13 protein-coding genes and 1 pseudogene are annotated in these 13,174 nt (G+C 68.6%); 11 read left to right on the forward strand and 3 right to left on the reverse strand.

What is annotated here, in order from left to right; translation table 11 throughout:
• The first annotated feature begins 21 nt into the window (after positions 1-21).
• From LVY72_RS14290 to LVY72_RS24920, 9 genes and pseudogenes are all read left to right on the forward strand, one after another.
• Positions 22-1,350: a flavin monoamine oxidase family protein gene (locus LVY72_RS14290; protein ID WP_237822008.1), complete on the forward strand. Its 1,329-nt coding sequence runs from the start codon at positions 22-24 to the stop codon at positions 1,348-1,350.
• Positions 1,347-1,751: a cupin domain-containing protein gene (locus LVY72_RS14295; protein WP_237822010.1), complete on the forward strand. Its 405-nt coding sequence runs from the start codon at positions 1,347-1,349 to the stop codon at positions 1,749-1,751. The genes LVY72_RS14290 and LVY72_RS14295 overlap by 4 nt, the downstream gene beginning before the upstream one ends.
• Entirely contained in the window at positions 1,748-1,897 is a 150-nt protein-coding gene (locus LVY72_RS14300) for a hypothetical protein (RefSeq protein ID WP_237822012.1), read from the forward strand. The genes LVY72_RS14295 and LVY72_RS14300 overlap by 4 nt, the downstream gene beginning before the upstream one ends.
• Complete coding sequence (locus tag LVY72_RS14305) at positions 1,894-3,324, forward strand: purine-cytosine permease family protein (RefSeq protein ID WP_237822014.1); 1,431 nt, start codon at positions 1,894-1,896, stop codon at positions 3,322-3,324. Before LVY72_RS14300 ends, LVY72_RS14305 begins: the two co-directional genes overlap by 4 nt.
• Before the next feature lie 107 nt (positions 3,325-3,431).
• On the forward strand, positions 3,432-4,838 hold the full coding sequence (locus tag LVY72_RS14310) for an NAD(P)/FAD-dependent oxidoreductase (protein ID WP_237822015.1): 1,407 nt from the start codon (positions 3,432-3,434) through the stop codon (positions 4,836-4,838).
• A 79-nt stretch (positions 4,839-4,917) separates the two neighbouring features.
• On the forward strand, positions 4,918-6,336 hold the full coding sequence (locus LVY72_RS14315; protein WP_237822017.1) for an NAD-dependent succinate-semialdehyde dehydrogenase: 1,419 nt from the start codon (positions 4,918-4,920) through the stop codon (positions 6,334-6,336).
• 35 nt (positions 6,337-6,371) lie between these two features.
• The gene (locus tag LVY72_RS14320; RefSeq protein ID WP_237822019.1) at positions 6,372-6,545 is read left to right on the forward strand and encodes a hypothetical protein; all 174 of its coding nucleotides are present in this window, start codon (positions 6,372-6,374) and stop codon (positions 6,543-6,545) included.
• Positions 6,546-7,179: 634 nt separating this feature from the next.
• Positions 7,180-7,317, forward strand: coding sequence for a hypothetical protein (locus LVY72_RS14325; protein ID WP_237822021.1), 138 nt, complete (start codon positions 7,180-7,182; stop codon positions 7,315-7,317).
• An 84-nt stretch (positions 7,318-7,401) separates the two neighbouring features.
• Positions 7,402-8,100, forward strand: a pseudogene (locus LVY72_RS24920) (hypothetical protein); the annotation flags it as partial.
• A gap of 46 nt (positions 8,101-8,146) precedes the next feature.
• Here LVY72_RS24920 and LVY72_RS14330 read toward each other — a convergent pair.
• A complete protein-coding gene (locus LVY72_RS14330; RefSeq protein ID WP_237822023.1) occupies positions 8,147-9,508 on the reverse strand; it encodes an MFS transporter in 1,362 nt (453 codons plus the stop codon).
• Between the two features lie 37 nt (positions 9,509-9,545).
• The gene (locus LVY72_RS14335) at positions 9,546-10,787 is read right to left on the reverse strand and encodes a M20 metallopeptidase family protein (protein WP_372463714.1); all 1,242 of its coding nucleotides are present in this window, start codon (positions 10,785-10,787) and stop codon (positions 9,546-9,548) included.
• A 119-nt stretch (positions 10,788-10,906) separates the two neighbouring features.
• On the opposite strand from LVY72_RS14335, the gene LVY72_RS14340 reads away from it, so the two are divergent.
• The gene (locus LVY72_RS14340; RefSeq protein ID WP_237822025.1) at positions 10,907-11,908 is read left to right on the forward strand and encodes an Lrp/AsnC family transcriptional regulator; all 1,002 of its coding nucleotides are present in this window, start codon (positions 10,907-10,909) and stop codon (positions 11,906-11,908) included.
• Positions 11,909-12,021: 113 nt separating this feature from the next.
• Entirely contained in the window at positions 12,022-12,348 is a 327-nt protein-coding gene (locus LVY72_RS14345; protein ID WP_237822027.1) for a hypothetical protein, read from the forward strand.
• Between the two features lie 137 nt (positions 12,349-12,485).
• Here LVY72_RS14345 and LVY72_RS14350 read toward each other — a convergent pair whose 3' ends face one another.
• Positions 12,486-13,139, reverse strand: a complete 654-nt coding sequence (locus LVY72_RS14350) for a LysE family translocator (RefSeq protein WP_237822029.1) — start codon at positions 13,137-13,139, stop codon at positions 12,486-12,488.
• Between the last annotated feature and the right edge of the window lie 35 nt (positions 13,140-13,174).

Below are 13,174 nucleotides of genomic sequence, written 5' to 3' on the forward strand. Positions count from 1 at the left end.
GCCCGGCAAGGAGACACTATTATGCACAGAAAGAACGAGTACGACGTGATAGTCGTCGGCGCCGGCTTCGCCGGACTCACGGCGGCCCGCGACCTTACTGCGCAGGGCCTTCGCGTCCTTGTCCTCGAGGGCCGGGACCGCCTCGGAGGGCGCACCTGGTACCGTGAGTTCCCCGGCACCGACCGCCGCGTCGAGTACGGCGGAACCTGGGTGTCCCTGCAGGACATGCACGCCCTCGCCGCCGAGGTCCGGCGGTACGGCGTCGGCATCGTCGACCAGCCGGCCCCGCGTTCCTTCATCTGGGACACCGGCGGAACCAGACGCGCCCACGCCCCGATCCCGGCCGGGGAGCTCGGCGCCGCCGAACAGTTCCTCGCCGAGCTGCACCGGCTGATGGAGTCTACGCCGGGCGGCGCCGTCGTCGCGGGCAACGACGTCTCCGCGGGGGAGGTGTCCGTCGCGGACTGGGAGCCGACGAAGCGGCTTCCGGCAGCGACCCGCGAATTCGTCCTCGCCTGGGCGGCGATGTACGGCGGATGCGCGCCGGAGGAGGTCAGCGTGCTGCACTACGCCCGCATGATGGCCGAGTTCGGGAACCGGGCCACCTCCCTCTACGACGGGCTGGCCCAGAAGTTCACCCACGGCACCGCGGAACTGGCCGAGGCGCTGTGGGCCGACAGCGGTGCCGAGATCCGCCTGTCCACCACGGTCACCGCCGTGGTCCAGAACGATGGCGGCGTCACGGTCACCACCGGGGCGGGCACCCACAGCGCGCGGCGTGTTGTGTGCACCGTGCCGCTGAACGCGCTCTCCCGGATCCGGTTCGACCCGCCGCTGCCGGCGGCGAAGACCGCTGCGGCCGCCGTCGGGCACCCCTGCCGGTCGCGCAAGGTCTGGGCCCGGACCACCGGCGTCCCGGAGGGACTGTTCGCCCTGGGCTGGGGCGGCCCGATCCAGTGGCTCAGCAACGAGTACACGCTCGAAGACGGCACCAGCCTGGTGGTCGGCTTCGGCTACGACGGCGATGAACTGCCGCTCGAGGACCCCGCCCGCGTCCAGGCGGCCATCCGGCAGTTCGCCCCCGGGGCCGAGGTGCTCGCCTGCGACGGGCACGATTGGGAAGCCGACCCGCACTCGGACGGTGCCTGGAGCGTCTGGGGTCCCGGCGGGGTGTCCGCCGGGCATGTGCATGCCTTCGACGACCCCCACGGGCTGGTCTACTTCGCCTCCTCCGACCTGGCCAGGAGCTGGCCCGGATGGATCGACGGGGCCATCCACTCGGGCTCCGAACAGGCCCGTAAAGTCGCCGAAACGCTCGGCGCGGACAGCAGAGAGGCAATAACGCGATGACGACAGCACACCAGCAGCAGGCTTCGGTGATGCGGCGGACGGACGTTCCCGCCGTGTTTGAGGACTGGCCGGGCGTCCGCTCCCGGTGGATTACCCCGCCTCCCAGCACCGGCGGCTGGATCGGCGGCCTGCTCGCCGAATGGGAACTCGAGGGCGCCGGCTGGGCCGACACCCACCCGCACGACGAATACGCGTTCGTCATCGAAGGCGAGCTCCACGTCTCGTGCGCGGGCGTCGAGCACGTGCTGGGGCGCGGGGACACCATCTGCGTTCCGGCCGGCCAGACCGGCCGCTACTGGGCGCCGAAATATGCGCGCATGCTCGGTGTCTGGGGCCCGAACCCCGAGGGCGAAACCACGGAGCACGGTGAGTGCTTCTCCCTGGAAGGAATGGAACCATGACCGAACTGGAACGGCGCCTGGACCTGCTCGAGGCGCCTGAAAACCAAGGACAGCCGCTGGACCGCACCGGGTTTTCCCTTCTGGCCGTGCTCACGCTGGTCCTGCCCGTGATGATGCTGCTGGTCGGGCAGGTGCTTCCGGGATGAGCGAGTCCAACACCTCCTCCGTGATCGCCGAGGACTCGCTGCCGATGCTCCCCGGCCAGCGCTCTTGGGGGCCGCTGGCTCTGTTCGGCAACTCGGCGTCCGCGGCCGTGGCAACCTGGTGTTTTATTACCGGCGGATACGTGGGCTACTGGCTGCCCGCCGGCAAGGGAGCCATCGCCATCACCGCCGGAACGCTGCTGGGCCTGTTCATTATGGTCCTGGCCGCGGTGCCCGCTTCGACCCGCTACGGCATCGAAGCAGTCCGTTCTACCCGGCCCCAACTGGGCGTGCGCGGATCCAACGTGGCCCTGGTGCTGGTCATGCTCATCATGGCCGGATGGAACGCAGTCCTCACCATCTTCCTGGGACGGGCCGCCGCCTCCGCGCTCGTGACCATGGGGTTCCTTGGCGAGGGCGCCCGGGGCGCCGCCGAAACCGGCTTCGGGATCCTCGGCTGCGCCGTCGTCTACGTCCTGCTGCGCAGGGGACCCGACACGCTGCGGAACGTGGGGCCGGCCATCGCGATCAGCGTCATCGCGCTCTCGGCCGCCATCATGGTGATCCTCGTGGCCAACGTCGGGCTCGACGCGATTTTCGCCGCCCGTCCGCTCGAACCCTACCCGAGCGGGGGCCTGAACTACGCGCTTGTTGTCGAACTCGGGATCGCGGGAGCGATCGCCTGGTGGCCATACGTGGGCGGGCTGACGCGCTTCAGCACCTCCACACGCAAGTCGATCGTTCCGGTGGTCCTGGGCCTTGGAGTCACGATGAGCCTGGTGATCATTATCGGGCTGTTCGCCAGCCTCGCCGTCCCCGAATCCGGAGGCGACCCGACGGCGTTCCTCATTAAGATCGGCGGGCCGGTGTTCGGCGTCGTCGCCCTTGGCTTCATCATCCTGGCCAACGTCGGAACGACCATGATTGGCGTCTACGTCTGCGCCCTGGCCCTCAAGCAGGTTCCGGCCGTCGACCGCAGGGTCAGCTGGAAGGGTTCGACGGCGTTGTCCATCCTTCCGGTGCTCGTGATCCTGGTCTTCTTCGCCACCCCGTTCATGGACAACTACGGCACGTTCCTGGCCTTCGCGGGAGTCACCCTGGGACCGGTCTGCGGCATCCAGATCGCCGACTACTACTTCATCCGCCGCCAGCGGCTGGACGTGCGTGGCCTGTTCTCGGACAAGCCGGGCGGCGCGTACTGGTACTTCGGCGGGTTCAACCCGGCCGGCTTCATCGGTGTCGTCGTGGGTGTTGCCGCCTACCTGGCGTTCCTGGACCCCGTGCACTTCATCGCCCAGGCGGGATTCGAGTTCCTCACGGCATCGATCCCGGCCACCGCCGCGGCGGGCATCGCCTACTGGATCGCGATGCGTGCCATCCCGGGCCTGCGCCGGCACCAAAACGAACAGGCCCTCCGGCAGCCGGCCTAGGAAGCCCCGGGGCGGACGGCCGGCACGCGGCTGTCCGCTCCGCTCCGCGGATCCAGCAGCCATCCCGCCTACCAACCATCCCGCACCAACAAGGAGCAGACCCTTCTATGAGTTCCGCCACCGCCCTACCGCTCAACGGGAAGCTTGGCTTCTGGATGACCAGTCTTGGAGCCGAGCGCCGGACCTTCGCGCCGCTGCAGGGAGACGACACGGTCGACGTGGCCATCGTCGGCGGAGGCTACACCGGTCTCTGGGCAGCCTACTTCGCCAAGCAGCTGGAACCTTCCCTGTCCGTCGCCGTCTTCGAAGCCGAAACCCTCGGATACGGCGCCTCCGGGCGGAACGGCGGCTGGGTCTCGGCCCTGGTCCCCGGCAACAGGGCAACCTTCGCCCGCAACTCGCCCGGCGGGAAGGCCGCCAGCACGGCCCTCCAGCGCGAGTTCGTGACATCGGTCGACGACATCCTCGCCATCCTCGAACGGGAAGGCATCGACGCCGACCAGCACAAGGGCGGAACCCTGTCCGCCGCCCACACCCGGGCCGGCATGGCCCGGCTGCTCGCCAAACGTGAGGCGGACCTCTCCTACGGCTTGACGGCCGACGAGGTCCAGGTGCTGGACCGGGACGCATTCCGGGCCCGGATAGACATCGATAAGGTCCACGGCGGCTTGTTCTACCGGGACGTCGCCCGCGTCCACCCCGCCAAGCTGGTACGCGGCCTGGCCGACGCAGCGACCCGCCTCGGGGTGGGCATTCACGAGCACAGCCCCGTCTTGTCCATCAACAGCGGGATGCTGACCCTGCCCGGGGGGACAGTACGGGCCGGACGCGTCCTTGTCTGCACCGAGGGCTACTCGGGCCCGCTGATGGGCCGCCGCCGGCTGGTTCCCATCAATTCCTCGATGATCGTCACCCGGCGCCTGGACCCCGACGCGTGGGAACGGATCGGCTGGGAAGGACGGGAATGCCTCAACGACTCGGCGCACACCTTCATCTACGCCCAGCGCACGGCCGACGACAGGATCGCGATCGGCGGCCGCGGCGTTCCCTACCGGTTCGCCTCCGGGACAGGCGGCGAGGGCGAGACGGCACAGGTGACCGTCCGGCAGCTGCTGGGCAAGCTCGGTTCGTTCTTCCCCGGCATCGAGTTCCGTGCCGAGCACGCGTGGTCCGGCATCCTGGGTGTTTCCCGCGACTGGAACGGAAGTGTGACCTGGGACCGCGGAGCAGGCATCGGCTTCTCCGGCGGCTACGCCGGGCACGGTGTAACCGCGGCCTACGTCGGCGGGCGGACCCTCGCGGAGCTGGCCCTGGAACGGGAGAGCCCGCGCACGGCACTTCCCTGGGTCGGATACCATGCCCGCGCCTGGGAACCGGAACCCCTCCGCTGGCTGGGGGTCCACGCCATGTACCGGCTGTTCGGCGTCGCCGATGCTTGGGAAGAACGCCGGGGATCCTCCCAGACCTCGCTGTTGGCACGCCTGGGCAGCCGGCTGGCCGGACTGCACGAATAGACGGCACAACCAGGCCGGTTCAAGTACTGCGATCCCGGTTCCAGCCTGCAACGATCCACTTCAAGAAAGGAACATCACCATGACGGCGACACCAACGACGAGCACGGCCACCGGCTACCGGGTAGTCAACCCCGCCACCGGCCAGGTCGTGGAGGAATTCCCGACCGCCACCGACGAGCAGATCCAGGAAGCCCTGGCCGCTGCCGAGCAGGCATACCGGTCCTGGCAGGACGTGCCGATGGCCGAGCGGGCGAAGGTGGTGGCCCGGATCGGCGAACTGTTCACCGAACGCGCCGACGAGCTGGCCGCGATCATCACCGAGGAAATGGGCAAGCCGCTGTCCCAGGCCAAGGGCGAGGCCGAGTTCTGCACCGACATCTTCAACTACTTCGCCACCGAGGGCCCGGCCCTGGCCGCGGACCAGGAGATCAAGGCGATCGGCGGCGGCCGGGCCGTGATCCAGAAGCGCCCGGTCGGGGTGCTGCTGGGCATCATGCCGTGGAACTACCCCTACTACCAGGTGGCCCGCTTCGCGGCCCCGAACCTGATGCTGGGCAACACCATCATCCTCAAGCACGCCGAAACCTGCCCGCGCTCGGCGCTGGCCATCCAGCAGATCATGGACGACGCCGGACTGCCTGCGGGCGCGTATGTGAACGTCTTTGCCTCGCATGCCCAGATCGCGGACATCATCGCCGATCCCCGGGTGCAGGGCGTGTCCCTGACCGGCTCCGAGCGCGCCGGCGCCATCATCGGCGAGATTGCCGGGCGCAACCTGAAGAAGGCCGTGCTGGAGCTGGGCGGCTCGGACCCGTACGTGGTGCTCGACGCCGCGGACGTCAAGGCCGCCGCGGCCGCCGCGTGGGAAACCCGGATGGAGAACACCGGCCAGGCCTGCAACTCCAACAAGCGCATGATCGTCATGGAGGATATCTACGACGAGTTCGTCGCCGAACTGACCGAGCAGGCCAGGAACCTCACGCCCGGCGACCCGGCCGAGGAGGCGGCGGGCACCTACGCGCCGCTGTCCTCCCGGGCCGCGGCCGAGTCCCTGGCCGAGCAGCTGCGCGACGCGGTGAACAAGGGCGCCACCCTGCACGCCGGCGGCACCTTGGTGGAGGGCCCCGCGGCCTACCTGGCCCCCGCGGTGCTCACCGGCGTCACCCCGGACATGCGCGCCTACCGCGAGGAGCTCTTCGGCCCGGTGGCCGTGGTCTACAAGGTCGGCTCCGACGAGGAAGCCCTGGCCCTGGCCAACGACACCGACTACGGGCTCGGCGGCGCCGTGTTCTCCACCGACGAGGACCGCGCCCGGGCCATCGCCGAACGGCTCGAGACAGGCATGACCAACGTTAACGCCGCCTCGGCCGAAGTCGCCGAGCTGCCCTTTGGCGGGGTCAAGCGCTCCGGCTTCGGCCGCGAACTCGGCCCGCTGGGCATGGACGAATTCGTCAACAAGCGCCTGCTCTACATCGCAGACACGGACCTCGTTCAATGAGAGGGACGGCCGAAACGCCGCTTCCTTTGGGATTTATGGGACGCATCGTTACGGGGGAGCAGCTCATCCTCCGCCGGCTCGACGGACACTCAATCAAGGGAACGGTGGACGAGATCGCCGAGGAACACGGTGTCTTCTGGATCATCGACCACCTTGGGACCCGCCAACTCGTCCTTGCCAACGACCTGGCTTCCATGATCCGCGAGTAAGAGGGGAGTCCGGACGCCCCCGCATTTTCCTCCCGGGAAGCGTTGCTGAATGATGACCCGGTTCCGGGAGGCGTGCGGCTGTGCCGGCACAGCTACCGGCAAGGAGACCTCGCCGACGTACCGCGGTGTCCGCGGTACGTCGGCGGCCGGTTTCCGATTCATGAACTCACGATGCTTGCGTCAGCCCAAGGCGGCCGCCTTGAAGCAAGGACCGCAGCCACGGTAGAGGAGTTCTGCCACCTGGACTGAAGCGCTGGATGGCTTCCATCCCCGGAGTTTGTGGACGTCGGATCGATGCGGTGAACGTACAGGGCGCGGTCCTCGACGTCGAGGCAAACAGCACCAAGTAGTCCCTGAGCCGGACGGGGCGTAGACCGGGGTCTCGTCCGTGAGGGCCTTGCTCAACAGAGAGGGCGTCGGACAGAGCGCCGGTGGCGAGTTCGACGATCGCGGCTGCTGCCTTCTCTGACAGGCGCCGGAAACCCTTCAGCGCAGGGCAGGTGACCTCGACTCTCTAGGGTCCGGAGCCGGAATCGGCCGCGCCACTGCGGGCGGTCAAGCAGAGGGGATCCCCGGCAGGGCGCCGGCGACCCGTAGTTGCCGGAGTTCCGGCAGGGGATTTGACGTGCCGGGCGTGCTGTTGCAGATCCGCCGCCTCAATGTCATCGCTGTCTGGACCGAGGAGGAAGGATTCCGCTTCGGTAGCGACATGCTCGGTTCCGCCGTGGCCGCCGGCCGGCTCCCCCAGGACTACGCCTACAAACCTCGCTGACAGCGCCGGGCTGCGCTTCGGTGACGAGCTGGAACGCATCGGCTTCAAGGGTCAGCCCCGGTACACCTCGACCGGCAGCACGCCTACGTCGAATGCGACATCGAGCAGGGCCCGGTCCTGGAAAGGGCTGCGCCGTCGGCGTCGCCACCGACGTGCGTCCGCCTCCCGGCAGAAAGCCGCGCTGCATGGCCGCGCCGCACATGCCGGCACCACCCTGACCGAACTCCGCATCGATGCCGGGCTGCCCAGCGTTGTTCCCGATCTGGCCGAAATCACCGTCGACCTGCGCAACCCCGACGACAGACTGACGGCGCAGGCCGAAGCCGACCTGGACGCCTTCGTTCAGGACCTGCCGCAGACCCGGCCCGGCCTGCGGGTCGAAACCAGCGCATGGCCAGGATCACGGCCGTTCCGTTCAGCGAGGACATCCAGAAAACCATCGCCTCCGCCGCCCGGGAGCTTGGCTATGACACCATGCGCGTCATGTCCGGGGCGGGGCACGATGCCCGGGAGATGGCTGCCATCACCCCGACCGCGATGATCTTCGTCAGGCCGGTACGACGGCAGCCGCAACCCGCGCGAATACTCAATCTGGGAAGACTGCGCCGCAGGCCTCCCTGTGTTGGCCCGGACAATCATAAAGCCGACCGGCTAACATGCTGCCGGACCCTCAGATCCTGCTGCCCGTGCCTGCGGGGCGCCTGCATGAAGTGCGAATGGGCAAGGGTGCCCTGTCCCGCGGCTTTGCATGACCCGGGACAGGGCATATGGCTGTGTACATAACGGCCTATTCGGCTTGAGACGCCCTGGCCGTCACCGGCGGTGCAGGTTACCGGTTGCTGAGGTCGACTCCGCGGCCTTCGCGCAGCGAAAGCGCCGTCGCCGCGCCGACGAGCAGCAGGGCCACCGTGTACAGCGCGAAAGCGGTGGGGCCGGCGTCGCCGAACCAGACGCCGAACCCGGCCTGCAGGTAGGCAGCGGTGCCGCCGAAGGCTGCCACGCAGAGGGCGTACGGGATGGCCACGCCGATGGTGCGGACGGCGGTGGGGAAGAGTTCCGAGTACACCGCCGGCATGATCGAGGCGGATCCGGCGATGAAGACCAGCATGGCGGACATGGCCAGGCCCACCTGCAGGGCCGAATCGTGGACGAACCAGGTGGCGGGGAAGAAGAGGAAGGCGCTGCCAATGCCGCTGATGAGCAGGACCGGTTTGCGGCCGATCCGGTCCGAGAGCCGGCCCCACAGCGGCAGGGCCACGATAAACACCAGGTTGGCGGCAACTCCGGCCCAGAGAGCCTCCGCTGCGTCAATCTTCAGCACGTTGATGGCGTAGGCGGGGGTGGAGACGCCCCAGACGTAGTAGGCGACGGTCAGGCCGACGGTCAGGCCGATGACCTGCAGGGCCTGGCGCCAGTGCCGGGCCAGGTCGGCGAACAGGCCGCCGCGGGCAGGTGCGGGGTGGCCGGGGATGACGGCGTCATGGGCGGCCGCCTCGGATTCGAAGAGTTCGGACTCTTCCATGCGGGAACGCATGACCAGAGCGACCAGCCCGAAGACTGCGCCGAGGAGGAACGGGATGCGCCAGCCGTAGGCGGCCATGGCGGATTCGGGCATGGCGCTGGAGAGGACGGCGCCCAGCAGGGTGCCGAACAGGATGCCGACCGTACCCGAAGCATAGATCAGCGATGCCCAGTAGCCGCGGCGGGAGGGCGGGGCCATTTCCGACAGGTAGGTCTGGGCGCTCGGCAGCTCGCCGCCGTGCGCGAGGCCCTGGACGAGCCGGGCAATGAGCAGCATGAGGGATGCGCCGGCGCCGATGGAGTCGTACGTGGGGGTCAGGCCGATCGCCAGGGAACCGAGCGAGGCCAGACCGACACAGAGCGTCAGTGATACCTTCCGGCCGGCCTTGTCGCCGATCCAGCCGAAGATGAAACCGCCGAGCGGCCGGGCCACGAAGCCGACGGCAAAGATCGCCAGGGTTGCTAAAAAGGCGCTGGAGGGGTCCTGCTTGCTGAACAGTTGGGAAGCGATGAAGGAGGCGAAGGTGGCGTAGATGGCCCAGTCGTACCATTCGACGGCGTTTCCGGCACCGGTGCCAATCAGCGTCTTGACGATCTTGGACCGGGGCGGCCGAGTCCCGGGGGCGGAACCGTTGGCCTGCGTGGCGGTGTGGGGGCGGGGGGTGGACATCGAAGTCTCCTGGAGGCAGGGGGAGGGGAAGTCGTGGTTAGGCCGACGCGAGGCGTTCGAGCGCCAGGCGTGCGTAAAGCGCGGCGCCGTCGGCCAGCACGGCGTCGTCGAAGACGGCGAACGGCGAGTGGTTGTAGGCGGCCTCGGCGTAGGCGGTGCCTTCAGGCACGGCGGAGAGGAACAGGAATGCGCCGGGCACTTCGGCCAGGACACGGGAGAAGTCCTCCGAGCCGGCCAGGGGATTGGCAAGCTCCCGGTAGCGCTGCGGGCCGAACAGTTCCTCGACGGCGCGCCGCGCGAAGGCGGACTCGGCGCCGTCGTTGAGGGTCAGCGGGTACTCCTCGATGTAGTCGACCGTGACCTCCAGCCCGTGGCCGGCGGCGATGGCGCCCAGCAGCCGCGGAATCGAGGTCTTCAGCCGCTCCTTGGCCTGCGCGGAGAAGGAACGGATGGTCGCTTCGAAGCGGGCCGTGTCGGGGATGACATTGCGCTTGGTACCCGCTTGCAGCATGCCGACGGAAATCACGACCGGGTCGAACACGTCGAACTGGCGGGTGACCATGGACTGCAGGGCCATGACCATTTCGGCGCAGACCGTGACCGGGTCCTTGGCGGCGAAGGGCGCAGAGCCGTGCCCGCCTGCGCCGTGGACGGTCACGACCAGCCCGTCCGAAGAGCTCATCACGGCGCCCGGACGGGACAGGAAGGCCCCGCCATCGCCGAGGGCACTCATGACATGCAGCGCATAGGCGGCATCCGGGCGGCGTCCGGCGGCGTCCAGGACGCCTTCGCGGATCATGACACCGGCCCCGTCGAAGCCCTCTTCGCCGGGCTGGAACATCAGGACGACATCGCCGGCCAGCTGATCCCGCCGGGACGCGAGCAGGTTCGCCGCACCGACGAGCATCGCCGTGTGCAGGTCGTGGCCGCACCCGTGCATGGCCCCGGGAATCTCGGAAGCGTACTCGAGACCCGTCTTCTCCTGTACCGGCAGGGCGTCCATGTCGCCGCGCAGCAGCACCACCGGACGCCCCGTTCCGCCGGCCGGTGTTCCCGCCGTTCCCCGCAGCACTGCCGTCACGGACGTGGTGTCCGTGCCCGTGGAGATCTCATAGCCCAGACCGTCGAGAGCGGTGAGAACCTTCTCCTGGGTGCGCGGAAGGTCCAGTCCGACCTCCGGCTCGCGGTGCAGACGGTGGCGCAGGTCGGCAATATCGCCGGCCAAGGCCGCGGCGTCTTCGCGCAGGGCGACCGAAAGGTCGGCGGAGGAAGCGGGCAGTGCCAAGGCGGTCCCTTTCGCTGGAAAACAGATCCCTTGAGTGTGACGTGCTTCCAGTCATTTGACCCCAATAAAATGAGAAAATTGCATCACGGCCTCTTCAAACCGAAGGATCCTGCATGGAGCTGCCCGCCGAGGAGCTTGAACTGATTCACGCCCTCCAGCTCTCTCCCCGCGCCACCTGGACCCAGCTTGGATCCGTACTGGGTCGGCATCCCGCGACCCTCGCCGCCCGCTGGGACCGGCTGCGCGCGGACGGGCGGGCCTGGGTCACCTGCCATATCGGAACCGCCGAAGGCCAGGGGTGCGTCACCTTCATCGGCATCCAATGCCGCCCCGGACACCGGACGGAAGTACTGGAACGCCTGTGCGCTGTCCCCGAGATCGGAACCGTCGAGGAAGCGGCCCGGGCCTGGGACCTCCGGCTGACCGTCCTGACGCGCAGCTGGGAGCAAGTCGCCAGGGACGTGCTGCCCCTGGTACGCACCGATCCGGACATCCTGCGCAGCCAGGTGACGCTGGCAACCAGACTTTACTCAGCCGGGAACAACTGGCGCCTGGATGTCCTGTCCCCCGAGCAGCAACGGCGCATTGCCGCCTTGCATCCCGGCGTGGTACGTCCACCCGGAGCCACGCCTCCGACACTGCCCCAGCTGATGACCGGGCTGGCCCGGGATGGGCGGGCCTCCGCAGCCGAGATCGCGGCCGAAACCGGTACCCATCCGACGACGGTCGCCCGGCACCTGCGCCAAGCCCTTGAGACCGGCCTGGTGGCGTTGCGCTGCGAACTCGCCCAGGATTACTCGGGCTACCCCATTGGTTGCCAGTGGTATGTGCGCGTTCCGCCCTCGCAGTTGGAGGCCGCGGTCAGCTATCTGCAGTCCCACCGCACGCTGCGGCTGTGCGCAGCCACCACGGGAGACGCCAACCTGACGTTCTATCTCTGGCTGCGTACCCCCGGCGCCATTGCCGACGTGGAGGCAGGGCTCCAGCAAGCCGCACCTGGAGTGCAGATCATCGAGTCCGACGTCGGGGTCCGGACCCACAAGCGCACGGGATGGATGCTGAACGAGGATTCCACAGCCACCGGTGAAGTGGTTGTCGGCACCCCTGCGGCCTAAACGCTTCAGGACAGGCCCACCATGTGGAACCTGCGGGCCGACGAAGCGACGCCCATCACGGCCGAAATCCCCAACGTCGCCGTGGGGACCGGAGAAACCCTGGTGCGGCAGCAGTGCGTTCGCGGACGGCCACGGTGGACCGCATACTCAACGCCGGAACAGCTACGCCGTACGGTCCGCCCGACGTCAATGACACCATAGGCGCTACCGGCAAAGGGCACACGTTCAACCGCTACGACGGATCGCTGCGCGAGGACCGCTTCGCCTCCAGCCAGACCGCCGGTGACGGTTCGGTCGACCTCCAGGTCAGCAGGCCGGGCTCCCTCAGCATCTCCGAAGAGCTCACCACCAGCCGAGAGACTAAGGAGCCGTTTTGTCCTGCCGACCACCGTGACTGTGCCCGGACTTGGTTCTGGATTCCGCCGCGGGTTGTCTGTTAGAGGAGGAGGATCTCACGTGCTAAAGGGCGCCGGGCTGCGGCATCTGCCTTGTCTCAAACGCACGGATTCAAGGCACGGCGCCGGGGCCGCACGCGCGGCACCGGCGCCGTGCGTTTAACGGACCTGCCGGCCGGTGCTCAGCGCGGGTGCAGCGCCAGCTTCAGGCCGAAGCCCACCAGCACCGTGCCGGTGATCCGGTCCACGATCCTGATCGTCTTGAGGCTGCCCAGCCACTTCCCGGCCAGCCCGGTGCCGAAGATGATCAGGGCGAACCAGGCCAGGCTGAGCAGGCCGTGGACGCCGGCCAGCAGTATGCCCATGGCCAGGGGCGAGGCCCCGAGCGGGATGAACTGCGGGATGGTGGCGACATAGAACACGCCCACCTTGGGGTTGAGCAGGTTGGTGCCCGCCCCGACCAGCCACCCCTTGGCCAGGTCCCGCGGTGTTGTCCGCGGGGCCGCGGCCGGCAGGCCCGAGGATTCCTCCGCCACCGGCCGGCGGGCGAAGCTGCGCCACAGCATCGAGCCCCCGAGCCACATCATGTACGCCGCCCCCGCGTAGACCAGCACCCGGTAGGCCAGTTCCGAGGCAGCCAGCAGCGCCGAGACGCCGACGGCGGCCGCCACGCCCCAGACCAGGGCCCCGGTAATGATCCCCAGGGCCGTGGCGAAGGCATAGCCGCGGTGGCGCGAGATCGCCGAGCGCAGCACCAATGCGGTGTCGAGTCCGGGGATGATCGTCAGCAGTCCGGCGACGACGGCGAAGGAGAGCAGGGCCTGGGGAACACTCACCGTTCAAGGATAGGGGAGCGGCTCAGCCGCGGTGC

Source organism: Arthrobacter hankyongi, from assembly GCF_022012395.1.
GTDB classification, from domain to species: domain Bacteria; phylum Actinomycetota; class Actinomycetes; order Actinomycetales; family Micrococcaceae; genus Crystallibacter; species Crystallibacter hankyongi.

Bases quoted from the DNA above. Each gene is read 5' to 3' on its own strand.
- LVY72_RS14315 (WP_237822017.1), top strand. From the start codon at position 4,918: ATGACGGCGACACCAACGACGAGCACGGCCACCGGCTACCGGGTAGTC.
- LVY72_RS14310 (WP_237822015.1), top strand. From the start codon at position 3,432: ATGAGTTCCGCCACCGCCCTACCGCTCAACGGGAAGCTTGGCTTCTGG.
- LVY72_RS14330 (WP_237822023.1), bottom strand. From the start codon at position 9,508: ATGTCCACCCCCCGCCCCCACACCGCCACGCAGGCCAACGGTTCCGCC.
- LVY72_RS14320 (WP_237822019.1), top strand. From the start codon at position 6,372: ATGGGACGCATCGTTACGGGGGAGCAGCTCATCCTCCGCCGGCTCGAC.
- LVY72_RS14300 (WP_237822012.1), top strand. From the start codon at position 1,748: ATGACCGAACTGGAACGGCGCCTGGACCTGCTCGAGGCGCCTGAAAAC.
- LVY72_RS14340 (WP_237822025.1), top strand. From the start codon at position 10,907: ATGGAGCTGCCCGCCGAGGAGCTTGAACTGATTCACGCCCTCCAGCTC.
- LVY72_RS14295 (WP_237822010.1), top strand. From the start codon at position 1,347: ATGACGACAGCACACCAGCAGCAGGCTTCGGTGATGCGGCGGACGGAC.
- LVY72_RS14305 (WP_237822014.1), top strand. From the start codon at position 1,894: ATGAGCGAGTCCAACACCTCCTCCGTGATCGCCGAGGACTCGCTGCCG.
- LVY72_RS14290 (WP_237822008.1), top strand. From the start codon at position 22: ATGCACAGAAAGAACGAGTACGACGTGATAGTCGTCGGCGCCGGCTTC.